Genomic DNA, 24,151 nt, shown 5'->3' on the forward strand with positions numbered 1-24,151 from the left:
CTGATTGTCCTTTCGGGGTTCGATGTTGTGCTGGCGGGTCAGAGGTCAACTCGCCTGAGCCGCAAGGCATTCGTGATCACCGAGACCGACGACAGGCTCATCGCCGCCGCTGCAATCATGGGAGAGAGCAAAAGGCCGGTGACCGGGTAGAGCAGCCCCGCCGCGATGGGCACGCCAAGCGCGTTGTAGGCGAAGGCGAAGAACAGGTTCTGCTTGATGTTGCGCAGCGTGGCGCGGGCCAGCTTGCGGGCCCGAACGATGCCCATCAAGTCACCACCCAGCAATGTGATGCCCGCGCTCTCCATCGCCACGTCTGCGCCGGTGCCCATGGCGATGCCCACGTCGGCTGCGGCCAGCGCGGGCGCGTCGTTGACCCCGTCGCCCGCCATCGCGATCTTGTGGCCCTCGCGGCGCAGCTGGTCGATGAGGTCCTTCTTGGCTTCGGGCAGAACACCGGCGCGCACCTCGTCGATGCCGAGCTTGCCCGCCACAGCCTGCGCCGTACGCTCGTTGTCGCCGGTCGCCATGATGACGCGCAGCCCTTGGGCGTGCAGTTCGCGAATGGCCTGCGCCGTGGAGTCCTTGATCGGATCGGCCACCGCCACAATGCCCGCGAGGGTGCCATCGACCGCGACGAACATCGCTGTTTTGCCCTCGGCGCGTAGAGTGTCGGCCTTGGCTTCGGCCGCGCCCGTGTCCAGCCCCATCTCCCGCATCATCGCAGCATTGCCGAGCGCCACCGCACGGCTGCCGACCTTGCCGCGCACGCCCTTGCCGGTGACGGCCTCGAAGTCGGTCGCCTCCTGACGCTGCGCGCCCCGCGCCTCGGCGCCCTCGACGATCGCTTCGGCCAGAGGGTGTTCCGAGCCGCGCTCCAGCGCTGCGGCCAGAGAAAGCAGGTCCGTCTCCGCCAAATCGCCAAGCGCCACGGTATCCGTCAGCTTCGGCTTGCCCATGGTCAGCGTGCCGGTCTTGTCGACGATGAGCGTGTCGACGCCCGCCATGCGTTCCAGCGCCTCGGCATCCTTGATCAGCACGCCCGCCTGTGCCCCGCGCCCTGCCGCCGTGGTGATCGAAATCGGCGTCGCCAGTCCAAGCGCACAGGGGCAGGCGATGATCAGTACCGACACCGCCGAGGCGATGGCGAAAACCAGTGCCGGTTCGGGGCCAAAGATCATCCAGACCACGAAGGCGAAGATCGCGATGCCCACAACGGTCGGTACGAAAATCGCCGAAACCCGATCCGCCAGCCCCTGGATCGGCGCGCGCGACCGCCGCGCGTTAGACACCATGGTCACGATCTGTGCCAGCACGGTATCGGCGCCGACCTTGCCCGCCTCCATCACGAGGCTGCCGTTCTTGTTGATCGTGGCCCCGGTCACCGCATCACCCGGACCCTTCTCGACGGGCATGGACTCGCCGGTCAGCATGCTTTCGTCCAGCGACGAGCGACCCTCGATCACTGTCCCGTCGACAGGGACCGCATCGCCGGGGCGCACGCGCAGCCGGTCACCTTCCATGATGTTTTCCAGCGGCGCGTCATATTCCGTGCCGTCCGGCAAGATGCGCCGTGCAGTCTTGGGCGCAAGGTCCAGCAGCGCCCGGATCGCGTCGCCGGTGCGCTCTCGCGCCCGCAGCTCAAGGACCTGGCCCACGAAGACCAGCGTCACGATCACCACCGCCGCCTCGAAGTAGGTGCCGACGCCGTGACCCATCCGGTACTGTTCGGGAAAGACGCCCGGGAGGAAGGTGGCGACGATCGAATAGAGATAGGCCGCGGCCACCCCGAGGCTGATCAACGTCCACATGTTCGGGGAGCGGTTTACCAGCGAGTCCCAGCCGCGCCGGAAGAACGGCAAGGCCGCCCATAGGATGATCGGCGTCGCCAGCAGGAACTCCAGATAGCTGGCGATCTGGTGGCCGATCCAGTCGCGCACCGGCAAGGCGACCAATTCGCCCATGGTCAGGATGACGAGCGGGACCGCTGCCGCAGCCGAGATCCACATCCGGCGCGTGAAGTCGGTCAGTTCCTCGCTGGGTTCGTCCGAGGGCAGCATCGGCTCCAGGGCCATGCCGCAGAGCGGACAGGCCCCCGGTGCATCGCGCACGATCTCGGGATGCATCGGACAGGTATATTGTGTGTTTGCCGGAGCGGCCTTCTTCTGCCCGCCAGCCCGGCCGGACGCGTAAAACCAGGGATCCGCCTTGAACTTGGTCTGGCATTTTTCCGAGCAGAAATGGAAGGTCTCGTCCTGGAACTCCGCGTGGCGGCCGTCCGGCTTGACCGCAACCGTCATCCCGCAGACCGGGTCCTTTGCCGTCTCGGTCCCCGCGGGGATATCGGGCGCCGCGTGATGATGATCATGCTCCATAGTCAGCCAGCCTTTCAATTTCTTGTTTCCGTTTGCGGCGTCCGTGTCTTCGCAATCGCAGCTTCATGTAGCGGCCTCACGTATGGCCTGCGCCCCCAGAAGGTGACGACGGGTTAGCCAGATCACGAGCGGCGGAACGAAAATCCATTGCAGGAGTGGGCTCAGCCCAGTGCCGAGTGGTGGCACAAGCGGCATGAGTTCCGAATAGGTCCAGCGCAGGCTGATAGTGGTATAGTAATACTCGAACCCCACGGTCAGGATGATACCGACAGCGATGAAGATCGCGGCGGAGAAGCGAGCTGGTCGAAGCATCCAATCTCGTCTCCGGGCCGTCAGACAGGTAACCCAGAAGGCAGTCAGCGCAAAGCCGACATCGCCAAAAGTTGCCGACATACAGAGCTTGATCGCTTCCCAATGCGGTATCTCGGCCATGTCGGCATAAGTCGGAACCTGAACAAACTCCCAGACGAAATGCAGAACGAATGAGAAGAAGGCGACGGTCAGTTCTGGTGCCTCCCAAAGGTCCGCATGGCGCGCGCTCCTTCCTGAGGGTGTTTTATGCGCGTTGTTTTCGCCGGGGCGTTCCATCAGATCGCCGCGACGGCCTTCGCCAGAAGGTCGCGCACCTCGCCCGCCACTGCTGTCAGTTCGGCGTTCTCGATCGCTTGCATTGATGCCACCGGGTCAATGGCACTGACTTCGACACCGCCATCGACCTCACGCAGGATGACGTTGCAGGGCAGCATGGCGCCCACCCGCGGTTCGATCCCGATCGCCTGATGTGCCATCTTGGGGTTGCAGGCGCCGAGGATGCGATAGGCCGACATCTCGACATCCAGCTTCTTTTTCATTGTCGCCTTGACGTCGATCTCGGTCAGGATGCCGAAACCGTTCTCGGTCAACGCCGCGCGGGTGCGGGCGTCGACTGCCTCAAATTCAGCGTCCGTTATCATGCGGTTGATCGTGTAGTCCATTGTCGTTCCTTTCGGTTCATGACTTCTATTTCAGCAGCGGAATGTGCTTCCCACTCGGCAGCGGCGTCATTCAATTTGGGCGCGGGGTGTGCCTGCGGGTGCCTCGCCGTTCGCCTCGATGTCGGCGATGTAACTCTTCATTTCAGCGATTTCACTGCGCTGTGCCTCGATGATTGCATCTGCCAGTGCCCGAACCCTTGGGTCTGAGATATCGGCCCGCTCGCTGGTCAGGATGGCAATGGAATGGTGCGGGATCATGGCCCGCATCCAGGCGAGGTCGTCGACCGTCTCCTGGCTTCGGACAAGCCATAGCGACAGGGCGAAAGTCACAGCCGCGCCTGCGAAGATCGCGAGATTGACCGTTCGGTTGGAATACATGCCCAGCATGAATGTGAGCATGATGATCGCCATCGCCGCACCCATATAGATTGCCATCCACATCCGCGTCTGCGAGAAGAAGATGTGGTCGAGCGCATAGGTGTTGAGATACATCAATCCAAACATCACGACCGTCGAAGTCGCGATCATTGCAAAGAAACGTCCATAGTTCATAGTTTAGCTCCTTGGAAAATGTTTCTGCAACTTCAACGATTTCAGCAGCCGAAGCGTTCCAAATCGACAACGCCCTTGGCTTTTCAGGGGAGAAAAGCGGTCACTTGCGCAAATATTTTACCAGCGCGGCAATCACGAGACCGAGCAGCACAAAGATGATTATCATCCAAAACCAACCGAAGCCCATTCCCCAACCCATCATTGAGCCCATTTCATATCCCTTCATCACGCAGTCGTTTCAAAGGAGCGTTTTACTGCATTGGAAATTTATCGCGCTGCGCAGCTTCATCGGGAGCCTATGCTGGCGTTGGTGTAGGAGCGCCGAAGACACGCGACGCTCCCGAATTTTGCTTTACTTGAGAGCCGTCACGGTTAGCTTACCGTTCACTGGCTCGGCGACGAACTCAATGTCCTGACCTTCGGACAAGCGCGCGATCATTTCTGCGTCGGCACGGAACACCATTTTCATGGCGGGCATATCGAGGTTTAGCAAAGGGCCGTGATCGATCGTAACCTTGCCGCCTTTTGCATCCACTTTTGTAATTGTGCCTTTGGCGTATTGCACTTCAGCTTGCGCCACCTGCTCGCCCACGGTGATCGGCCCGTGCATGCCCGACTCATAGTGCCCTGGGATCAGACATGCGAATTCAAACGTTCCAGCATTCGAAAAAGTCCAGACAACTTCACCCGAAGCGGCTGGATCCAGTCGGACAGAGTTGGGATCGTCATGCTCCATGTCCATTTTGGCCATGATTTCTTTATGCTCGGCATTGCCCATCATCGTGTCGATGACGAACTCGTGCTCCAACTCACCGTTGTTGATCACATTGAAGCGGATCGTTTCGCCCTTTTCGATGTCCAGTGATCTTGGCTCGAACAACATTTCGCCGTCGTCGGTTTCCCGCATTGTCACGTCAATTGTGCGCGTCACTTTGGACGGATCACCGGGCATGCCAATCATCATTTCCTTAGTCATCGCAGCTTTATCGTCACCATGCCCACCAGCATGGGTTCCAGCCGCGAAGGCTGGCCCGGTGATGGCGATAGCAAGTGTTGTCGTCAGAAGAAGTTTCTTCATTTTCTTGTCCTTTGGTTTGGTTGGTTAAATTGAAGAGCCTTTCAGCCCTTTGATGTCGGCTTTGGAGTGAGGATGGTCTTGGGACTGTTATTGGTGGCGAACTCCGGCAGTTCACCGGTCCATTCATAGGCTTGCTCGCCTGGGGGGTTTTCGTACCAGCCAGGGTCTGAATAATCGTCCGCTCCGATGCCCTCGCGGACCTTAACGACGGAGAACATGCCGCCCATTTCAATAGGGCCATGTTTTCCCCAGCCGTTCATCATGGGGATTGTGTTGTCCGGCAGTTCCATAGACATTTTGCCCATGTCACCCATGCCTGCAGTGCCCATGGGCATGTAGTCAGGTTGAAAAGTGCGGATCTTTTTGGTCAGTTCCGTCTTGTTCACGCCAATAAATGTTGGCACGTCGTGCCCCATAGCGTTCATCGTATGGTGTGATTTATGGCAATGGATCGCCCAATCGCCCAAGTGGTCCGCTGTAAACTCGTAAGCCCGCATCGCACCCACCGGGATATCGATGCTGACTTCTGGCCATTGCGCGCTTTCGGGCACCCAGCCGCCATCGGTGCATGTCACCTTGAAGTCATATCCATGCATGTGGATCGGGTGGTTGGTCATCGTGAGGTTTCCGACGCGCACGCGTACTCTGTCGCCCCGGTTGACCACGAGAGGATCGATGTCCGGGAAGATTCGGCTGTTCCATGTCCAGAGGTTAAAGTCCGTCATCGTCATGATGCGTGGCACGTATGTCCCAGGATCGATGTCGAACGCGTTCAACATGATCAGGAAGTCGCGGTCCACGGGCATGAATGTCGGGTCTTTAGGGTGGACCACAAACATACCCATCATGCCCATGGCCATCTGGGTCATCTCATCGGCATGCGGGTGGTACATAAAGGTACCTGACTTGATCAGGTCGAATTCATAGACGAAGGTCTTGTTCGGGGGGATGCCAGGATGGCTCAGTCCGACAACACCGTCCATACCAGACGGAAGGATCAGGCCGTGCCAGTGGACCGAGGTCGCCTCTGGCAGCTTGTTGGTGACATAGATGCGGATCCGGTCGCCTTCGACGGCTTCGATGGTTGGCCCCGTGGATTGACCGTTGTAGCCCCAAAGGTGTGCGATCATGCCATCGGCCAGCTCGCGCTCAACCGGCTCGGCGACAAGGTGAAATTCCTTCACCCCGTTGTTCATCCGGTATGGCAAAGTCCAACCATTGAGTGTCACGACCGGATTATAATCCGGTCCCGACGAGGGCCGCGGAGTGATAGCTGTTGCGGCACTATCCATTTGAGCCGCTTCGGGCAGGCCCATATTCGTGGTTTTGCCCCATGCCTGAGACGAGACGAGTGCAGCACCTGCAGCACCGGCCCCGAGTAATTGACGTCTGTTTATCATGTCATTCCCTTTCAGTGTCCTGCGCCGCCACCGGCGGCAAGTGTTGCACCCTCTCCACCAGCACCACCGCTGCCTGCACCACCGCCGTAGATGGCAGCTGTCAGATCAGCTTGAGCCTGATAAAACTCACGCTTGGCATTCGCTGCTTCCAAGGAAGCGCTTAGTTTCCCGCGCGTGTCCGCAAGCAATTCGAAAGTGCTGGTGATCATGCCGTTGTAGGAAAGCAGCCCTTCTTCCTCGACCGTTTGACGCAGCGGCACGAGAACATCGCGATAGTGCCGTGCGATCTTATATGCGGCGTGATAGGAAACCTCCGCACCACGCGCCTCGGATCGTACGTTGACGGCCTTTTCCGCGAGAACATTGGCGGCTTGAAGATATGCCAATTCCGCTTTTCGCATGCGAGCCTTTCCCGTGTCATAGATGGGAATGGCGAACTCCAACTCGATCTGAGGTGACGTTTCTGTCTTGGTATCTCCGTCCTCAATTTCCCTTTCAGCCTCGAACCCGGCGACCATCTCAAGATCGCTGACAATCCGCGTTTGATCGGTCAGGCCGAAAGCCGCAGCTTGCGCTTCCAGTCCTAACTTGGCGACACGCAGATCGACACGATTGTTCAAAGCCCTGGCTTCGATGTTGGTGATGCGGCCGACGGAGCGCGGCAGGGCGGGCAGAGCATCCGGCACGAAATAGTCAACTTCCGTTCCCCAGAGGCCCATCAATCTGGTAAGGTTTTCTTTGGCCCGGGTTGCGCTCAATCGTGCCTGCGCCAACTGGCCAGCCAATTCCGCGTTAAAGGCTTGCTCTCGCGCTTGTCCAGCCTTGTTTAGTGCACCCGTTTCACCCAGTCTGCTTGCAAGCTCCGATCCCGCGTCCGAAGTTGCCTTTGCGCGATTGAGATAGCTAACAGTTTCAAATGCTGAAACCGCATCGACCCAAGCCTTGCGCGTTTGAGTGGCAAGACTCAGGGTTTCTTTTACTGCTTCCAGCTGCGCCGCGCGGAAGTTTACATCAGCTAAAACCAATCTTTGTTTGCGTGTCGTTGCGTCGAGGATGTTGGCGCGGATCAAACCTTCGATAGCTCGATATGCGCCCAGTTCCGGAGCACCTATACCCAGTATACCGATAGAAACGATCGGATTTTGCGGGGTGGCTTGCTGCCAAGCGTCGGCCGCCGAGAGCCCAACATTTGCATAAGAAGCCTGCAAACCCTTGTTGTTGAGCAGTGCGACTTGAACAGCTGTGTCGGCCGATATGGTTTTGCGGTGCACCATTGCATGGACCTGCTCGCGCAACGCTTCGTTTTCGGCCTGGGTTTCAGCAAAAGCCGTACGTTTGCCAATGGCGGTCGAAGTCTGGTTCGACACAGCGGCAAAACCTGCTTTTGGTTCTGTGAACGCACTTGGAACTGCAGTTGCGCAGGCACCCAGCAAAAGTGGAAATCCGAGTGTTAGTGTGAGTTTAGAGAGCCGCATCAATTACCCTCCGACTGTTCTTGATTGACGGAACGCCAGTCACGCGGGCCGGTGGGGCCGCGATAAGTGTAGCCTGCCAAGGGGTCTTGGTAACTGAGTGAGGATACTACGTTTGGGTCCGTGATCGACTGGTGTGCAGTCACGACCGGAAGGGGCGTTGGCTCATAAGCGCAAGCACCGAGCGCAAGGACTGAAGTCCCTGCCATTATATGGAGTTTCATGAGAGTTTACCTGGCTGATTTATAGCTGTCTCGCGCACAAGACGCGCAAGGCGAAGCACCGATAATGGAGCTGAATCAGATCAGGGTTCGAGGAGGACGTATCAGGCCAGCTGCAGCAATTGATATAGCCTGCGTACTTTGCAAAATATAAGCGTCTTTTCCAAATTGTTCATAAGCACTCACAGGTTCCGCGCCTAGCACGATGGAAAAACATGCGCCATCGCAACAATTGTTGCCATCATGACCACTTGTGTTGACAGTCTTGCATGCGACACCTTCATCGCGTCTTTCCGACGCGGTTGCGCCTTCTACATGGTGAGGACAGACGTCATTTGCAGAAACTGTCAGAGATTGGTGCATGTCGTGCACGTTTGCTGAGCCATGCAGCGCGGCTGGCTGGGTAGTTAGCACTAAGGCAGCGATCAAAAGACACGCGAGTACCTCTAGATGCTTCAAAAAAGATCCTGTCATGCGCATAATTTCGATTTGATCCGATCCAATGATAGATGTCAACGATATCGGTGCGCAACTCACTGACGTTGTTGTTACGTGTACAGGGGCGCGCGCATCATCCCCTCGCGTGGACAGGCGGTCGGCGCGGGCCTCTCCGAACATAGGCCGCCCCCACGCCGAGGCTGATCAGCGTCCACATGTTGGGCGAGCGGTTCACGATCGAATCCCAGCCCCGCTTGAAGAACGGCCAGGCCGCCCAAAGCACGATGGGCGTCGCCAGTACGAATTCCAGGTAACTGGCCACCTGATGCCCGATCCAGTCGCGCACCGGCAGGCCGACCAGCCCGCCCATGGTCAGCACGATCAGCGGCACCGCCGCGGCAGCCGAGATCCACATCCGGCGGGTGAAGTCGGTCAACTCATGGCTGGGCTCGTCTGAGGGAACCATTGGCTCCAGCGCCATGCCGCAGAGCGGGCAGGCTCCGGGGGCATCGCGGACGATCTCCGGGTGCATGGGACAGGTGTACTGGACGTTGGCGGGCGCTGCCTTCTTCTTCCCTGCGGCGCGGCCCGACGCATAGTGCCACGGGTCGGCCTTGAACTTCGTCTGGCATCTCTCGGAGCAGAAATGGAAGGTCTCGCCCTCAAACTCCGCGTGACGCCCGTCGGGTTTGACCGCGACAGTCATCCCGCAGACCGGATCCTTGGCAGTCTCTGTTCCTGCCGGGATTTCGGGTGCCGCGTGAGGGTGATCGTGATCCATGATGTGCCAGCCTTTCAGTTGTTTCTCAGCCCAACGCTTCCAGTCACTGGAAGATCAAGCCATTTCTCAATGGTCATCGTGAGCGTCTTCTCTGACCGGATTGCGCGCGAGGAACACCCGCACGAACAGGAACACCAGCACCATGCCGACGAGGCCGATCACGACGATCAGCGGGTCGGACTGCCATTTCATCGCCGCGAAGGCGGCCAGTATCACGGCGTCGAGCACGATGGCCGTCAGGAGCACCCAGCCACGTGCGCCGATCTCCTCGCGGAGATACCGGAACACGCCCAAATGGATGATGATGTCCATCACCAGGTAGAAGAAGGCGCCAAGCGAGGCGATCCGGCTGAGGTCGAAGAAGACTGTCAGGAAGCCCGCGATTACAACGGTGTAGACGAGCGTATGGTCCTTGATCGTGCCCGGCATTCCGAAATGACTGTGGGGAATCATCTTCATGTCGGTCAGCATCGCCAGCATCCGCGAGACCGCGAATACGCTGGCGATCAGACCCGACGCCGTGGCCAGCAGCGCCAGCGCCACTGTCAGGTAGAAGCCGGTCTGTCCGAGGGCGGGCTGGGCTGCTTCGGCAAGCGCGTAGTCCTTCGCCGCCACGATGCGGTCGAGCGGCAGGCTGGAGCCGACCGCGAAGGCGACAAGCAGATAGACGACCACGCAGATCGCAATGGACAGGACAATGGCCCGCCCCACGTTTTGATGTGGCTTGGTGATCTCGGCACCGCTATTGGTGATCGTAGTGAAGCCCTTGAAAGCAAGGATCGACAGCGCGACCGATGCCACGAAGCCGGTGGCGCCCTCGTCTCCACCCGTCGCTTCGAATGACAGACCACTGGCCCAAAGCGCGGAAACACCGAACAGCGCGATGCCGCCCACCTTCAGCACGGCCATGACGATGGAAACCAGCCCGACCGAGCGGGTGCCCGAGGCATTCACGAGATAGGCGAAGACGATCAACCCGACGCCCAGAACCGGAACAAGAATGCTGTCGGCATCGCCGCCGAACGCCCGCAGCGTGTAAGTGCCGAAGGTGCGCGCGACGAGGCTTTCGTTGATGACCATCGACAGCGCCATCAGGAGCGAGGCGCCTGCCGCCACTGTCCTCGGCCCGTAAGCCTTCTCCAGGATCATCACGATACCGCCCGCCGACGGATAGGCATTCGACATCTTGATATAGGAATAGGCACTGAACGCGGTCACAATAGCACCGACGACAAAAGACAGCGGGAAGAGCGGCCCGGCAAGTTCGGCGATCTGTCCGGTCAGCGCGAAGATGCCCGCGCCGATCATCACGCCGGTGCCCATGGCCACCGCGCCGGGCAAGGTGATGCTGTCTTTCTTGTAAGCGTCAGCCATCAGAGTTCCTGTTCGGTTTTGCGTCGGGTCGCGATCCAGAGCAGCGGCAATCCTGTGACCAGGCCGAGGCCGAGCACCGCCCATGTCGTCCGCCCAAGGTCCCCGCTAACTGCTTCGCCGCCGAAGTGGGCGAGCAGGAAGCTTGCTGGAATAATCCCGGCCAATGTCGCCAGCGCGAAACGCCAGGCGTGCAGGCGGCTGAGCCCGGCCGCGTAGCTGATCATGTCGAAGGACACGAAGGGCAGCAGGCGGCTGGCAAAGACCGTCGCCGTCAACGCTGTCTGGGAGCCGAGCAGACCGGCGTCCACCCGATCACCGAATACCCGTCGCAAGACGTCATGACCCAGAACTCGCGCGAGGCCGAACGCGATCAGCGCCCCGAGCTCGGCGCCGATCACAACAAAGGCCGTTCCCCAGAGATGTCCGTAGGCCGCTCCGGCGGCCAGCGCGATCGGCGCGCTTGGGATCGGGCTCGCCACGACCGCGAAGGTCATTAACGTGACGATCACGACAGGCCCCCAGAGGCCCGCGCGTGCCACCCGCATATTGAGACGCTCACCGTCCATCAGCCCGCGCGCCTCTGCGAACACCGATGGCGCGAACTGCCACAAGCCGAGCACGGCGATCCCAAGGATCGCAAGCGCCGCGAGGATGGCGGCGCGCGGGCTCATCTCAGATCGCCTCGACGGCCTTCGTCAGAAGGTCGCGGACCTGCCCGGCGACGGCCGTCAGTTCAGCGTTTTCGATCGCTTGCATCGACGCCACCGGGTCGATGGCGCTGAGCTCTATGCCGCCCTCTACTTCGCGCAGGATGACGTTGCAGGGCAGCATCGCGCCGACCCGTGGCTCGATCCCGATCGCCTGAAGCGCCATCTTCGGGTTGCAGGCGCCCAAGATTCGATACTGCGGCATGTCGATATCGAGCTTCTTCTTCATCGTCGCCTGGACGTCGATCTCGGTCAGCACGCCAAATCCGTGATCCACAAGGGCCGCGCGGGTGCGGGAGTCGATGTCGTCGAACGTATGGTCTTTGAACATGCGATTGATCGTATAGCTCACGGAATAGCCCTCTTTTTTAAATTTCTGGTAACTCCCAAGCACCATGTTGAAACGCGAGAAACAGGGTGAGGATCTTCTCATCCGGTTTGTCGCGCGACACCCCTCCGATAATGAAGTGCAGGGTGCCTGCCGTCAGAGCCGGGCGATGATCTGAGATGGTGACAGGGTCAGGGTTTCCAGAATATTGAGCCCGTGTTTTCTGGCCGTTGAGATGACGGACCTGATGTCGGCGAATACCTGTGCACCCTCGAGTGTGCGGAAGGTGCCCGAGATTTTCATGCGCAGCTTCATCATGCGCAGGTCCTGTTCGGCCTGATTGTTGGTGAAGGGGACTGCGAAGTCGGCGATGAACCGCAAGACGTCATCGCGGTAGTCACGCAGACGGACGAGCAGGTTGTGGCCTGGTCGCCTGGCTTTTCGGCCGCGGGTGCCGGGGCTTCTGGCCAGCGGGGGCTGACATTCGTGGAAAGCGAGCCCCTTGGCGAGGATCGCCATGTATCTGGTGACGATACCCTGGCGAACCGGTTCCGGGAGTTCGGTCTCGCCTCGGTGCTGAGCCTCGCACCTGAGCTGATTGGCGCGGTTGAGCACCGCGCTCATCTCTGTCGCCCACGGCTCCTTGTCGATCTCTTCGATGGCCCTGAGTTCGCGCAAGTGATGCGCCCCGCAGAGGGCGTGGGCGTCCACCCCGCTCATATGGGCGTAGTAGGGTTTCCAGTGATCATGAACGATCGTCCCGCCGTTCAGGAAGGTTGGAACAGCACCGCGCTTGGCGCTGATGCGGTAATGCGTGAAGGCGGGATCGCAGATCGAGTGCAGCCAGTGCAGCTTGCCGGCGACCCGAAGTCCGGTCTCGTCCAGATGCCGAACGTCGCCTTCAGTGAGCCGGGCAAGAATGTGCTCGACCACGCCACCCAAGGTATGCGCCGCGCTGTTCACCCAGTTGGTCACGCTGGCCGCGCACAGGCTGGTGGCCCCAAACAGGTCGCGCAGGAGTTGGCAGACCCGATCCTCGGGTATCAGCTGCCCAACATTGCAATAGACCGCCGCCGCCCGCATGCGCGTGCCGTATTGCACATGAGCGTTCACGCCATCGGGAAAGCCAGCTGTCGTCATGGCTCGACAATGGCCGCAACAATAAACCGCCGCCTGATGCTCGGTGACCTCCAGTCGCGGCGCGGGCAAGTCGAACACCTGACGCCGCTCCATCCCCTTCGCCATCTCCGCCGTCAGGGCGCGTTGACACGCGCTGCAATGCGCCGCCTCATGCCGTTCCACGAAGTCGGGCGTTGGCGTCTGGCGCAGGGTGTTGCCCCGGTGGCCAACCTGGCCGCCGCTTTTCTTGCCGGACTTGCCACGCAGGCTGCGCGGTGCTGGCTTCTTCAGGCCATCACTCGAAGGGGGCTTGCTGCTATTGTTGCTGTTCTTGGCCAACTGCCGGCGCAGATCCGCATTCTCTTCCGCCATGGTCGCCAACGCGGCTTCAAGCTCAGCGATCCTGCGCAGAGCCGTGGCGAGGAGTTGTTCAAGGGTGGTAACCTGATCCATTCCACCACTGATTCAGAGAAATCAAAACGGCGCCACGGAATTCAGACCGGAACGAAAACTTCATGCGCCCAATGGCAATTTGGACTCACCCCAAAACTGACAACAACCTCCCACCTCAGGGGGGGTGCTTGGGAGTTACAATTTCTGGGAGACGTTGGCGTGGTGAGGCGGAACAGAAATGAGTGTTGTGCGACCATCCCAGAGAAGTCGTCGTGCGATCCACGCCTGCGTATCTGCGCAGCATGCTATAGTAATTTGGCACTGCCGTCTTGATGCAGATCAGGGCCTGTGTGCCGGTTTTCCCTTATTATGCACATAATCGGTGGTCGCAGTTGGTGCCATGCAAAAGGAGTTAAAGGATGGAATTCAGGAATATGGCGATTGTCCCGAGTGTCGCGGGCGCGCTCTGCGTCGCCGCGACGTCGGCGATGGCGCAGGTCGGGGAAATCCCAGGTCGAAACGGCTTTTACGATCATGGACATGACATGATGTGGGGCGGCAGCCAGTGGGGAGGCTTCGGAATGGTCCTTGGGCCGATCTTCATGATCCTGATCGTGGTCGGGATCGTTGCCGGGATCATCTATCTCTTGCGCCTCTTCGGCGCGACGGGACCCGCCGGCAGCAGTCACGCCGCGCACGACCGCGCTCTGGTGCTTCTGAAGGAGCGCTATGCCAAGGGCGAGATCGACTCGACGGAGTTCGCTGAGCGCAAGAAGCTACTGGCTGACTGATCCGCGACGCGTCGTGTCCTTCTGGGACACGCGAGACCGTGGCGATGCCTGGAATTGGCAAGCCGGGCTTGAGCCCCCTGTTGCGTCATAACGCGCCAGGTCATACTCCACGACACAGAAGGGTTTGCCATGGCGACGCCTCCAACCAAGCCTTGAAAGATCAGCATGAAAAGACGCCAGTTCCTGACTTCATCCTCCGCAGCGATCCTGACCGCTGGCGTCCTTTCCCAAACGCCAGTCCGACGCGCCCTTGCGCAGGGACAAACGCCGCAAATGCGTCTTGCCATGCCGCCGCTTCTCGATACGCGGGCGACGGGGCGGTTGGCGCTGACGGCAACATCGGGGCGCACCGCCTTTGACGGTGGTCCCGACAACCCGACCGCTGGGTTCAATCAGGCGTATCTAGGCCCGACCATCCTGATGCAGAACGGCGAACTGGCCGCCGAAGTGCAGAATACTCTTGATGAACCCATCAGCACGCATTGGCACGGTCTTCTGGTGCCCGGAGAGCATGACGGCGGTCCGCATCTCGCAATTGCGCCCGGTGCCACTTGGCAACCCGAGATGACCATTGCGCAGGACCCGGCAACCGTCTGGTATCACTCACATATCCACGAACGAACTGCGGGACAGGTCTATTTCGGACTGGCCGGGGTCATCCATGTGACGGACGGGCAGGACGACGCGCGCGGTCTGCCGTCCACATATGGCATCGACGATTTGACGCTCGTTTTGCAGGATCGTCGGTTCGATGCCGCCGGACGTATGGTCTATGACCCGTCCATGATGGACATAATGCATGGGTTTGCCGGGAACCGGATGCTCGTCAATGGTCAGGCGGGCGCGACTGCGGTCGTACCGGAGGGGATCGTACGACTGCGCCTGCTCAACGGCTCGAATGCGCGCGTCTACACGCTGTTTTTCGACGACACGCGGCCCATGCACCTCGTCGCAACCGACGGCGGCTTCCTGCCTGCACCCGTCGCGCTTGATGTGCTGCGCCTTGCTCCCGGCGAGAGGGCTGAGGTGCTTGTCGATTTCTCATCAGGCGGCGCGCCGGTGCTAATGAGCGATCCTGGCCAGGCGTATGGTGTCCTGCAGTTCGCCACTGACTCCGCGCTGGCCGCGCGAATCACCCGCCTGCCTGAACGCCTGGATGGAGTGCTAGAGGATCTTACCGGGGCCGAAGTCACAACGCGGCAGGTCTCGCTCGACATGGGCATGGGTGGCATGATGATGGGTGGCGGTAGCTTTGCCATCAACGGGCGTCCCTACGACATGCGTCGGATAGATTTTGAGGTCGCGCTCGGATCGGTGGAACGCTGGCAGATCCGCAGCACCATGGTCGCGCATCCGTTCCACGTCCACGGCGTACGCTTCCGGGTGGTCACTGAGAACGGTGGCCCCCCGCGGCCCGAGAACACTGGCTGGAAAGACACTGTGCTGGTACCCGGCGACGCCGAAATCCTCGCCCGGTTCGACCAGCCCGCAAGCCGCGAGACACCGTTCATGTTTCACTGCCATATCCTTGAACATGAAGATGCAGGCATGATGGGGCAGTTCACAGTCACCTGACGTTCGCGCTGGGTGGACCGCAGCATAAAGGTAACGAAAGCAGCGATGCCAGACTCCATTCTTGCCAGCGAACCACAGCTTCGTCTCATCGTGTTTCTCGGTGTTCTGGTGGCGATGGCCCTATGGGAACTCGCAGCACCTCGGCGCAGGCAGGAGATTCCGCGTGTAATCCGCTGGACGAACAATCTGGGCCTCGTGGTGATCGATACCATGGTGTTGCGACTGAGTTTTCCGATCCTGGCGGTCGGATTGGCCGTGACTGCTCAAGACCGTGGCTGGGGGCTGTTCAATATCATCGATGTGCCGGGTTGGCTCGCGGTTCTCGTCTCAATTGTCATTCTCGATCTGGTCATCTATCTGCAGCACGTCATGTTCCATGCGGTGCCCGCGCTTTGGCGGCTGCACCGAATGCATCACGCCGACCTCGAGTTTGACGTCACCACGGGCTTGCGTTTTCACCCGGTTGAAATTCTGCTTTCCATGGGGATCAAGCTGGCTGTGGTGATGGCTCTGGGTCCGCCCGCAGTTGCTGTGTTGATCTTCGAGGTCCTGTTGAACGCGACTGCCATGTTTAATCACTCCAATGTCCGGTTGCCGACTTTGGCAGACCGAGTTTTGCGTCTGATCGTGGTGACGCCAGACATGCACCGTGTACATCACTCGATCCGACCTGAAGAGACGAACAGCAATTTCGGCTTCAATCTTCCTTGGTGGGACAGGCTGCTTGGCACCTACAAAGCGCAGCCAGAAGCTGGGCACGAGGACATGTCGATCGGGATCGAGCAATTCCGGACACCGCGTGACCTGTGGCTCGACCGGATGCTGGTGCAACCGATCAAAGGCCCGGCAAGCGGCTATCCGATCAACCGCGAGACGGGAAAGAAGTTGTAAGCGATCTGCTTCAGTCTGCACGATCAATAGTCGAGGGTGCTGACCATCGGCAGGCAGCAAAATAACGTGCGGTGGTCTATTATGAATCATTAAAATTCAATGGGTTAAAGGCGGAGAAGGTTGGACGTCAGTCCCGTTCCCTCCGCCACTTGCCCTCGCGAAACCGTTCTCCCGATCCGGCTGCTGCCGGATTTTCTCGTTGTTTTCGAGGGTTATGCGGGAGGGGCTGAGCACTGGCCTAGTCGCCAGGAAGCCCGGAAGCGGTCTCTCAGGGCCGATATTCTCCGGACCTGATGACTGCGCCGATTTAGTGAATAGTTTGCAAGCTATTGGCAATACTGGATTTTATTGACGCCAAAGCTGAGCACTCCGATGCCGGTGGCTTTCGTGAGAAGGAACAGAAGTCGAACTTTCGCCATTAGCCCGGTTACCTCACGAGGCCTTTGCCATTGGCCATAACCGTTTGACGCGGGGCCCGCCCATCGTTGCGGCTGGACCGCGAATTTTGAACAGCTACAATGACCTCCGGCTAAGTCCTTGTGAAAGAAGAACTTAAACCGGAGGCTATTGGTTTTTCCCAGAGCGAATCGCATCAGAACATCACCAGTTGCTGCGGATTTTCGCGGGCCTTGCGGCGGTCCTGGTCCGAGAACTGCACAATATCACGATACTGGCGGTCGGTGAAGTTCAGGACTTGCACGTCACCGGCATCAGGCAAATGGCGTTCGATTCGGTTGACGCGGGTGGCAAAGGCCTCCTTGCCATTCACAAAGCGGGCGTAGACGGAAAATTGACTGCGCTCGAAACCTTCGTCGAGGAGAAAATTGCGAAACGCGGTCGCTGCCTTGCGCTGCGGCTTGGTGTCAGTGGGAAGGTCGAACATCACAAGTATCCACATCAGACGGTATCCTGACAAATAGGTCACATTCGAAGTCATTGACCAAGCCCTGAGAAGACCAAAGGGTCAGGTGACGTCGGCAATGCGAGGTTGAGCTTTCCCATCTCGAAACTCTGCCCCAGCGAAGTGGCAAGTTTTATCAAGGCGACCGAAACCGGCGTAAGGCCATCGCCCAATGGCAGGTCTGTTGCGATCAACCGGGCGAGTGATTGTTTGGCCTCACTGTCAACTGTGTTACCCCGCGACTGGGAAATCTTTCTTACCGCACTATCGACGAGGGGACGAAACGGCTCCATCAAATCGTCAGCAAGCGCAAATGCATTACTGCGGTTGGAATGAAACAGGCCAATTGTCGGGTGAAGTCCCGCCGCCACGGCGGCGCGGGCGGTCGCGGCGCGCAACACGGTGTAACCGTAGTTCAGAAGGGCGTTTGCATCCTCACCGGCGGTGTCACGCCGAAAGTCGGACCCCATCATGCGCGGCCAGTAATGGCGGGCAGCTTGCGCCTCAATATTGGTACTGTCGCCAGAGGTGATCTTTCGCAGCATCATGAGAAGCGGTGCGGGAGCTTCGCCGATTGCCGAAAGTGCGGCAGCCTGCATTTGAACTTTTGCGGTGATGATCTTTTTCCAGGCTTGTTTCGTCAGCGATGCCTTGGCCTGCCACTGCGCCCGCATTCGTGCCCCTTGCGCGTGGTGTCCTTCGATCGGTAGCAAGACCGATCTTGGCGCATGGTTGCGCCCGCAAAGCACGACCGGCGCGCCCCGTTCGGCTAGTTCACACAAGAGGGATGTGGTCCATGTCGTACCGTGGGCGTGAACAATCACCCCGGCGATCTGATCCAGCGGAGTCCGACCAATTTCCTGACCGTCTTCCGAAACTCTCAGAAACCCGCGATGCCGCGATAGGTGGCGACCGTCGGTTGCAATGTCGATAATCTGGTCCACACGTTATCCCTCACGCCCCCACGAGAATCATTAACACATTGATAATATTGAAACTCTGTTGATTCACCAAAATCTTGCTTAACTTGGAGCGCCAGGGTCGCGCAGACGTCCCATTTCATCGACGTAGACGCGACGCGCATTGGCTTTGACCAGTGGGCCTGCACTCATCTGAATAAGTCGAAACGAATCCGATTTGTCTCGGCTTCGTGCGTCAGCGTTTGCCTCAGTGTGAGGGGCAATGAATAGTCCATTGGCGACATGCATTGACTGCACATAGCCAATGATCGCTTTATCGTCCTGTTCAATGGCAACCATATCCCGCTTGAAGATGCGCAAAAGCCGTTTGGCAGCGGGATGTGGCTTCTTCTCGACGTCAATTTGGTGGGCTTCATAAGTCGTGATGACCTGTGGCACGACTTTGCCATCGGGCATGCGCCAAATCTCATAGCAGTGATTGCTATCGCCTTTGTAGGCTTTGAAAGGCTTGCCATTTCTGTCTTTGACCTCAACGCGCGCGCCTTGCTGCAAGGTTTCTTCGAGTCGCACGCGTCGCAAGCCGTAATAAGGGTTGTCGGTTCCATCGGGAAGCTTAGCGGTTGCCGCGAACTCCGCCAACGCGGCTTCCAACGCCTTGCCGTCCAGCCCACGCGTGATCCGCTCCAGATGCCGCTGAAGGTCGACGTCGCGGATATTGGCACCCTTCGTTGTCACTTCAATATCGTTGGACTTGAGTGACAAAAGCGGTTTGCGGCTGACGACGGAATTGCCTTCACCAAGCCCATAGGCGGTGTCGTTGTGCAACTGGCCCGAGGTGCTGTCGTGTCCGTCCTTGCGCGCCGCCGGGTCAATGCGCCCGTGATCGGCACGGTGGCTGATGATGATGCGATCCAACTGCGTTTCGATGTCGGTACGAAAGCCTTCCCACGGGGGCGGGACGGAGCGCGCAACCTCTTCTGCCCCGTTCACCTCGTCCTTTCGAGCCATCTTGCTGATCCGCTGGATCAGGGAGCGATCCGTGGCCGCAACAACGGCGGCATCAATGGCATGATGGCGGTGATCAGTGCGGTTCTTGGCTTTGACCGCGCCATCCTTGTCGGGTAGCAGGCTGTTCAACCCCCAATGGCGGCGCAGCATTTCAGTCAGACGTCCGGGCACAACCCAGACGTGGCTCTTGCCGTCCGCCCCGTCATACAATGCATCCAGATAGGTGCGGGCGATGCGAGACAGGTATTGCGCATCTTTCAGGGCGCGGGAGGTGAAATCGTTCTCACCCTCAAACCGCTCCATCGCGTCGGGAGCAAAGCGCCACGCCTTGTTGGCGGGCAGGTTTTTCAGGTTGGCTTCGATAGTAGCCCAGGCCGGCGTGTCGCCCCATGCCTCCCATGGGGTCTTGTCGGTTTTCTGGCGGTTAAATTCCTTTAGACACAGGGTGCGGTTGGCGAAACCGTCATCCAGCGTACGCGAGTAAGGCAGGATATGATCGACGTCGCAGGAGCCGTCGAACAACATGGTGGCGCTGATCCGCTTGCCGGAATAGGGGCAATTGCGGGTCATCACGTCATCACCAAGGCTTTCCCACAGGCGCAGTACCATCCGGTTAGCACCGGTGTCCGGTACGCCCATTTCGGAAAGCTTTGCCCCCCGCGCAATCGCTGCGTCAGTGTTTTTTTTGATGTCGCGCTGGACGTCTCGCTTCTGGTCTTCGGACAATTTCAGATCGCGTGCCAGCTCCACCACGATCTCATCGGGTTTGCCGTAAACAGTGATGATCTTGTTCACCAGCCGCCGCAGCTGGTTCAGGCCGATATGAACCGTCGGGTTGGTGATGCGGCCATAACGGGTTACGTCATCGTCTGATTCGTTGTATGTTCCAGGTATCACGTGACGGTCAAGGATTTGACCATAATAGGGTAATTCGGTCAGAACCTCCCCCGTGCGCCCGTCCGAATGATGCCACCCGCAAGCCTTGACAGCATCGCTATAGGGGATCACGTCCGCTTCCAAAGCCGCCAAAATGCGCTTTGTCGCGGTCAGGCCCAGACGGCCATAGCCTTCGGGCAAGGGGGCCTTGGCAGTGCTTTCAGCATGATCGCGATCAAGGCCGTGCGTCGCCATGAGCCATTTGACCAACGCATCATGCTCGGCCTCGCTCTGCACCGCACGGATACGTTGCACCACGTCCCATTGCGCATCGGCGTCCAGCATGGACCAGCGCGGCCCGAACCGGTCAGGATGCGAGAGGCTGGCCCGTACCGGATCGCAAGCGATGGTTTCACGATTGGCGGTTTGCAGCGTGAACGATTGCTCCGGGCGCAGCTTGATCACCTTGCCAAGCGCCTTGAGCTTCATTGACATGCCCGAAAGCGATTTGGTGTGCGCTTTGTTGTCAAGCGCATGAACAATCGCGTCGCGCTCATCACGCGTCAAACCGCGCGCAGGTTCCCCGCGTGCTGCCACCCGCAGATTGTTGATGGTCTCAAACAGAATGCGCCGCTGGTTCAGCGGATGCGCGCTTGGGATGCGTTTATCTTTTTTGGGGACGCCATGTGATCCTGAGAACAGGCACAGGCCGACCTCTGGCGTTTTCAGAGGGCGCTGGTGAAAGATAATGACGGAGATTTCATCACGCAATTCGTCGGTCAGGACATCCGGGGAGTACCCGGCTTGAGCCTTCCAGAGCTTGTCGAACTCTTCCGCCAGATGCCGTCGGTCAGGATAGAAATCATACCCGGCCTCTTCCTTTTCCGCATTGTCGCGCCGCGCGATAGACAGGCGAGTGCGCACGGTCGGCACATTTTTTGGGTCAGTGGCAGACGTGCGCCGCATATGCAGGAATTCGCCATAGGTGCGAGCGTTCTTGATCGCCATTTCCTCGTCAAGTCGTTTGGTCGCATCTTTGATCTTGCCGCTTTCGTTGTCGCCCTTGTCCGTCTTGCGGTTGGATTTGAAGCCGCGCCGCTGGTTCAGGTGAAACAATGCTCGTCCGAAATGAGTCAGGGGTAACGCCTGATCCAACCCGGCTGCGCGCAATGCATAGGGATCGAGCAATTCCAAAGCTTTGGCCTCGGTCGGATCGGCGGGCATCAGCCCCACGGCGGCCATCCGTTTCATCAACGCGGCCTTGCGTCGCAGATACCTGTCACGGCGACGGCGCTGCGCACGTGCCACGCGGCGATCGACGGCCAGCGATGCTTTTGATTTGGGATCACGCCCATCGGAGAAAATTCGTACGCCCCCATCGATAACCTCGGTGATCTTCTCTTCGTCGGTCGCATACAGCCACCAACCAATCGAATTCGTTCCGATATCTAACCCCAAGCGCAATGGTGTTCTCCCAGCGATTAAGGTGAGAGTTGCATCCTACCAATAGACGTTCAACTGAAAACTGTCGTTCCTTGCCACTGACAGCCTCAACTGCTATGCTTGGAATGTTCAAAATTCGCGGTCGAGCCGTTAACAAGCATTCGATTGCACCACATTGAAACGCAGGCTACGGCCTGCGTTTCCATTTTTCCCGTTTGGTCGTTCTAACTGCTGCGCCCGTGCAACCCGGAAGCTGAAGGACGGTCAACATAGGCTCGATCCATAAGTTTGCTGCGACTGTCATTAACGACTGCTTCAGCCGGTTTGAACGAAGTAATTGCACTGCCCACTCCACGCCACCGGAAACGGCTCCAACACCCGCGACAGCGTCACCGCCGGGTCCTGCGTCCCATCCAGGATCGCTTCGACAATGTCCGGCGCCAGCAGGGTCAGGCGCAGGACGCGGGCCATATAGGTGAATGCGATGCCCTCGGAACGGGCCACCTCAGATATCGATGCGAACTCCCCCGTCTCCAGCATACGCTTCCACCGAAATGCTCGCGCCAGCGCCTTGATCAACGTGTTGTCTATCTTGTGCTGTCTGGATGCCCCATCCGGTAGGTGCATTTCCTTGCGGCCGCCTCGTTTCACGAGGCGGAACGGGACATGCACTGTCACCGTTTCCGGTGCTGGCGTCGCGCGGGTCATGCCGCCGTCCCGAGATCAGCCATCATTTCGCGTGCCAGCCCGGTCAGACCGTCCATCCGAAGGCGAACATTCAGCCCGTCCGTGCCAATATCAATCCGCTCGACCAACAGTGTCGCGATGCGCGCCTGCTCGGCAGGAAAGAGCTCGTCCCAGAGCGGATCGAGTCGGGTCAGTGCGTCACGGGCATCGGCCTCGGTGATCTCGCCGTCCTGTGCGCGTGCCGCTTTCCATGTGCCCGCTACGATTTCGGGTTGGCGGAACACGGCGCGGAGCTGGTCGATGACGGCGGTTTCGATTTCGCCCGCGGGAACGCGGCCGACCGGACATGATCCTGCACCGTGTTTCAAAACAGTCTGGCTGACATAGTAGCGGTAAAGCTTGCCCTTCTTGCGGGTGTGGGTCGGAGAGAACGCCGCGCCATCGGGGCCATAGAGCAACCCTTTCAGCAATGCGGGCGTGTCCGCGCGGGTGCGCGCAGCACGTTTGCGCGGGCTTTCGGTCAGGATGGCATGGACCTTGTCCCAGACCGTGCGGTCGATGATGCCGTCATGCTCGCCGGGATAGCTGTCGCCCTTGTGGACAGCTTCACCGATGTAGGCGCGGTTGTTCAGCAGGCGATACAGGTATTTCTTGTCGATCCGATTGCCGCGGCTGGTCTGGATGCCCCGTGCCGCCAGTTCACAAGCCAGTTCCGTGCCCGAGCCGATTTCGATGAATCGGTCGAAGATCCATCGCACATTGGCGGCGTCGGCCTCCTTGATGATCAGCTTGCGGTTCTCGACGCGGTAGCCATAGGGCGGCACGCCGCCCATCCACATCCCCTTCTTCCGGCTGGCGGCGACCTTGTCGCGGATGCGCTCTGCGGTCACCTCCCGCTCGAACTGGGCGAAGCTGAGCAGGATATTCAGCGTCAGCCGCCCCATCGACGTGGTGGTGTTGAACGCCTGCGTGACCGAGACAAAGGTGACCTCGTGGCGGTCGAACACCTCGACCAGCTTGGCGAAGTCGGCCAGCGAGCGGCTGAGCCGGTCGATCTTGTAGACCACGACCACATCGACCAGCCCGTCCTCGATATCCTCCATCAGCCGCTGCAGGCCGGGCCGTTCCAGCGTGCCGCCGGAAAGGCCGCCGTCATCGTACTGGTCGCGGACCGGCACCCAGCCCTCGGATCTCTGGCTGGCCACGAACGCCTCGCAGGCCTCGCGCTGGGCATGCAGGCTATTGAACTCCTGCTCGAGCCCTTCCTCGGAGGATTTGCGCGTGTAGATCGCGCAGCGCTGTTTGCGAACCGTGGCTTTCATGCGCGCGCCCTCCGGCTTTTCAGTCCGAAGAACACCCAGCCATTCCAGCGCGTGCCGGTGATCGCGCGGGCAATGGCCGAAATCGACTTGTAGGGCCGACCCTGCCATTCGAACCCGTCGGCGGTCACCGTGACCACATGCTCCACGCCCTGCCACTCGCGGATCAGGCGTGTGCCGGTGATGGGTTTCAGATCTGCCCGGATGCGGCTCTTCTTGCGATCGCCGCCGTCAAGGTCTTCACCCATCCGCTCCAGCCGCCGGATGGTTTCCGGTTTCAGCCCGCCATAGGCCAGCTCCTGGATGCGATAGGCCAGCCGGCTCTCCAGGTAGCGCCGATTGAAGGGCGGCGGCTCGCTGTCGAACAACTCGCGCCACTGAGCCTTCAGCGCCGGCGTCGGCGTGGTCTTGAGCGCCGCCAGGCGCGCGGGGATGGGGTCATGCGTCGTCATGGTTTTCTCCGTTGAATGGAGTTGCATGAAGGCATCCGTCGGGCGGAGAGTGTAGGCAACTTTCTCCGGCATCTGCAGA

22 protein-coding genes and 1 pseudogene are annotated in these 24,151 nt (G+C 59.6%); 3 read left to right on the forward strand and 20 right to left on the reverse strand.

What is annotated here, in order from left to right; translation table 11 throughout:
• Nucleotides 1-38 precede the first annotated feature (38 nt).
• The 14 genes and pseudogenes from PVU19_RS15535 to tnpC form a co-directional block, all read right to left on the reverse strand.
• Nucleotides 39-2,372: a heavy metal translocating P-type ATPase gene (locus PVU19_RS15535; RefSeq protein WP_050664023.1), complete on the reverse strand. Its 2,334-nt coding sequence runs from the start codon at nt 2,370-2,372 to the stop codon at nt 39-41.
• Nucleotides 2,373-2,435: 63 nt separating this feature from the next.
• Nucleotides 2,436-2,960, reverse strand: coding sequence for a hypothetical protein (locus PVU19_RS15540; RefSeq protein WP_082237906.1), 525 nt, complete (start codon nt 2,958-2,960; stop codon nt 2,436-2,438).
• On the reverse strand, nt 2,960-3,346 hold the full coding sequence (locus PVU19_RS15545; protein WP_050664024.1) for a DUF302 domain-containing protein: 387 nt from the start codon (nt 3,344-3,346) through the stop codon (nt 2,960-2,962). Before PVU19_RS15545 ends, PVU19_RS15540 begins: the two co-directional genes overlap by 1 nt.
• Before the next feature lie 66 nt (nt 3,347-3,412).
• Nucleotides 3,413-3,898 (reverse strand): DUF305 domain-containing protein, encoded by a 486-nt coding sequence (locus tag PVU19_RS15550; RefSeq protein WP_050664025.1) that lies wholly within the window; start codon nt 3,896-3,898, stop codon nt 3,413-3,415.
• Nucleotides 3,899-3,998: 100 nt separating this feature from the next.
• Complete coding sequence (locus tag PVU19_RS15555; RefSeq protein ID WP_268785180.1) at nt 3,999-4,124, reverse strand: hypothetical protein; 126 nt, start codon at nt 4,122-4,124, stop codon at nt 3,999-4,001.
• A 126-nt stretch (nt 4,125-4,250) separates the two neighbouring features.
• Complete coding sequence (locus PVU19_RS15560; protein WP_050664026.1) at nt 4,251-4,976, reverse strand: copper-binding protein; 726 nt, start codon at nt 4,974-4,976, stop codon at nt 4,251-4,253.
• 41 nt (nt 4,977-5,017) lie between these two features.
• On the reverse strand, nt 5,018-6,376 hold the full coding sequence (locus PVU19_RS15565) for a multicopper oxidase family protein (RefSeq protein WP_152911689.1): 1,359 nt from the start codon (nt 6,374-6,376) through the stop codon (nt 5,018-5,020).
• Nucleotides 6,377-6,387: 11 nt separating this feature from the next.
• Nucleotides 6,388-7,851 (reverse strand): TolC family protein, encoded by a 1,464-nt coding sequence (locus PVU19_RS15570; RefSeq protein WP_050664028.1) that lies wholly within the window; start codon nt 7,849-7,851, stop codon nt 6,388-6,390.
• A 296-nt stretch (nt 7,852-8,147) separates the two neighbouring features.
• Nucleotides 8,148-8,585, reverse strand: a complete 438-nt coding sequence (locus PVU19_RS15575; protein WP_152911690.1) for a hypothetical protein — start codon at nt 8,583-8,585, stop codon at nt 8,148-8,150.
• 97 nt (nt 8,586-8,682) lie between these two features.
• Nucleotides 8,683-9,288, reverse strand: a pseudogene (locus PVU19_RS15580) (heavy metal-binding domain-containing protein); the annotation flags it as partial.
• A 66-nt stretch (nt 9,289-9,354) separates the two neighbouring features.
• Nucleotides 9,355-10,662, reverse strand: a complete 1,308-nt coding sequence (locus tag PVU19_RS15585) for an APC family permease (RefSeq protein WP_050664030.1) — start codon at nt 10,660-10,662, stop codon at nt 9,355-9,357.
• On the reverse strand, nt 10,662-11,333 hold the full coding sequence (locus PVU19_RS15590; RefSeq protein WP_050664031.1) for a TVP38/TMEM64 family protein: 672 nt from the start codon (nt 11,331-11,333) through the stop codon (nt 10,662-10,664). The genes PVU19_RS15585 and PVU19_RS15590 overlap by 1 nt, the downstream gene beginning before the upstream one ends.
• A 1-nt stretch (nt 11,334) precedes the next feature.
• Nucleotides 11,335-11,721 carry a DUF302 domain-containing protein gene (locus tag PVU19_RS15595; RefSeq protein WP_050664033.1) on the reverse strand — a complete coding sequence of 129 codons (387 nt, stop codon included), beginning with the start codon at nt 11,719-11,721 and terminating at the stop codon, nt 11,335-11,337.
• Nucleotides 11,722-11,853: 132 nt separating this feature from the next.
• Entirely contained in the window at nt 11,854-13,269 is a 1,416-nt protein-coding gene (gene tnpC, locus PVU19_RS15600; protein WP_274789805.1) for an IS66 family transposase, read from the reverse strand.
• Nucleotides 13,270-13,628: 359 nt separating this feature from the next.
• Here tnpC and PVU19_RS15605 point away from each other — a divergent pair, with 359 nt between their 5' ends.
• From PVU19_RS15605 to PVU19_RS15615, 3 genes are all read left to right on the forward strand, one after another.
• Entirely contained in the window at nt 13,629-14,000 is a 372-nt protein-coding gene (locus PVU19_RS15605; protein ID WP_050664491.1) for an SHOCT domain-containing protein, read from the forward strand.
• Nucleotides 14,001-14,285: 285 nt separating this feature from the next.
• Nucleotides 14,286-15,575 (forward strand): multicopper oxidase family protein, encoded by a 1,290-nt coding sequence (locus tag PVU19_RS15610; protein ID WP_082238068.1) that lies wholly within the window; start codon nt 14,286-14,288, stop codon nt 15,573-15,575.
• Between the two features lie 45 nt (nt 15,576-15,620).
• Complete coding sequence (locus PVU19_RS15615; RefSeq protein ID WP_050664490.1) at nt 15,621-16,466, forward strand: sterol desaturase family protein; 846 nt, start codon at nt 15,621-15,623, stop codon at nt 16,464-16,466.
• A 592-nt stretch (nt 16,467-17,058) separates the two neighbouring features.
• Here the strand turns inward: PVU19_RS15615 and cas2 are convergent.
• From cas2 to PVU19_RS15645, 6 genes are all read right to left on the reverse strand, one after another.
• Complete coding sequence (gene cas2 / locus PVU19_RS15620; RefSeq protein WP_274789806.1) at nt 17,059-17,349, reverse strand: CRISPR-associated endonuclease Cas2; 291 nt, start codon at nt 17,347-17,349, stop codon at nt 17,059-17,061.
• Nucleotides 17,350-17,399: 50 nt separating this feature from the next.
• A complete protein-coding gene (gene cas1, locus PVU19_RS15625) occupies nt 17,400-18,311 on the reverse strand; it encodes a type II CRISPR-associated endonuclease Cas1 (RefSeq protein ID WP_274789807.1) in 912 nt (303 codons plus the stop codon).
• Nucleotides 18,312-18,389: 78 nt separating this feature from the next.
• Nucleotides 18,390-21,629, reverse strand: a complete 3,240-nt coding sequence (cas9, locus tag PVU19_RS15630) for a type II CRISPR RNA-guided endonuclease Cas9 (protein WP_235575918.1) — start codon at nt 21,627-21,629, stop codon at nt 18,390-18,392.
• Nucleotides 21,630-21,929: 300 nt separating this feature from the next.
• Nucleotides 21,930-22,322, reverse strand: coding sequence for a hypothetical protein (locus PVU19_RS15635; protein WP_274789808.1), 393 nt, complete (start codon nt 22,320-22,322; stop codon nt 21,930-21,932).
• Nucleotides 22,319-23,623 (reverse strand): recombinase family protein, encoded by a 1,305-nt coding sequence (locus PVU19_RS15640; RefSeq protein ID WP_050664515.1) that lies wholly within the window; start codon nt 23,621-23,623, stop codon nt 22,319-22,321. The genes PVU19_RS15635 and PVU19_RS15640 overlap by 4 nt, the downstream gene beginning before the upstream one ends.
• The gene (locus PVU19_RS15645; protein WP_050664514.1) at nt 23,620-24,072 is read right to left on the reverse strand and encodes a DUF2924 domain-containing protein; all 453 of its coding nucleotides are present in this window, start codon (nt 24,070-24,072) and stop codon (nt 23,620-23,622) included. Before PVU19_RS15645 ends, PVU19_RS15640 begins: the two co-directional genes overlap by 4 nt.
• Nucleotides 24,073-24,151: the final 79 nt, after the last annotated feature.

Origin of the sequence: Roseovarius tolerans (genome assembly GCF_028885395.1) — a bacterium.
GTDB lineage: Bacteria > Pseudomonadota > Alphaproteobacteria > Rhodobacterales > Rhodobacteraceae > Roseovarius > Roseovarius tolerans.

Coding starts and splice junctions, on each gene's coding strand:
- PVU19_RS15640 (WP_050664515.1), bottom strand. CDS start 23,623: ATGAAAGCCACGGTTCGCAAACAGCGCTGCGCGATCTACACGCGCAAA.
- PVU19_RS15560 (WP_050664026.1), bottom strand. CDS start 4,976: ATGAAGAAACTTCTTCTGACGACAACACTTGCTATCGCCATCACCGGG.
- PVU19_RS15565 (WP_152911689.1), bottom strand. CDS start 6,376: ATGATAAACAGACGTCAATTACTCGGGGCCGGTGCTGCAGGTGCTGCA.
- PVU19_RS15635 (WP_274789808.1), bottom strand. CDS start 22,322: ATGACCCGCGCGACGCCAGCACCGGAAACGGTGACAGTGCATGTCCCG.
- PVU19_RS15590 (WP_050664031.1), bottom strand. CDS start 11,333: ATGAGCCCGCGCGCCGCCATCCTCGCGGCGCTTGCGATCCTTGGGATC.
- PVU19_RS15535 (WP_050664023.1), bottom strand. CDS start 2,372: ATGGAGCATGATCATCATCACGCGGCGCCCGATATCCCCGCGGGGACC.
- PVU19_RS15585 (WP_050664030.1), bottom strand. CDS start 10,662: ATGGCTGACGCTTACAAGAAAGACAGCATCACCTTGCCCGGCGCGGTG.
- PVU19_RS15645 (WP_050664514.1), bottom strand. CDS start 24,072: ATGACGACGCATGACCCCATCCCCGCGCGCCTGGCGGCGCTCAAGACC.
- PVU19_RS15555 (WP_268785180.1), bottom strand. CDS start 4,124: ATGAAGGGATATGAAATGGGCTCAATGATGGGTTGGGGAATGGGCTTC.
- cas2 (WP_274789806.1), bottom strand. CDS start 17,349: ATGTTCGACCTTCCCACTGACACCAAGCCGCAGCGCAAGGCAGCGACC.
- PVU19_RS15570 (WP_050664028.1), bottom strand. CDS start 7,851: ATGCGGCTCTCTAAACTCACACTAACACTCGGATTTCCACTTTTGCTG.
- PVU19_RS15540 (WP_082237906.1), bottom strand. CDS start 2,960: ATGGAACGCCCCGGCGAAAACAACGCGCATAAAACACCCTCAGGAAGG.
- tnpC (WP_274789805.1), bottom strand. CDS start 13,269: ATGGATCAGGTTACCACCCTTGAACAACTCCTCGCCACGGCTCTGCGC.
- PVU19_RS15615 (WP_050664490.1), top strand. CDS start 15,621: ATGCCAGACTCCATTCTTGCCAGCGAACCACAGCTTCGTCTCATCGTG.
- PVU19_RS15545 (WP_050664024.1), bottom strand. CDS start 3,346: ATGGACTACACGATCAACCGCATGATAACGGACGCTGAATTTGAGGCA.
- PVU19_RS15605 (WP_050664491.1), top strand. CDS start 13,629: ATGGAATTCAGGAATATGGCGATTGTCCCGAGTGTCGCGGGCGCGCTC.
- PVU19_RS15610 (WP_082238068.1), top strand. CDS start 14,286: ATGCCGCCGCTTCTCGATACGCGGGCGACGGGGCGGTTGGCGCTGACG.
- PVU19_RS15550 (WP_050664025.1), bottom strand. CDS start 3,898: ATGAACTATGGACGTTTCTTTGCAATGATCGCGACTTCGACGGTCGTG.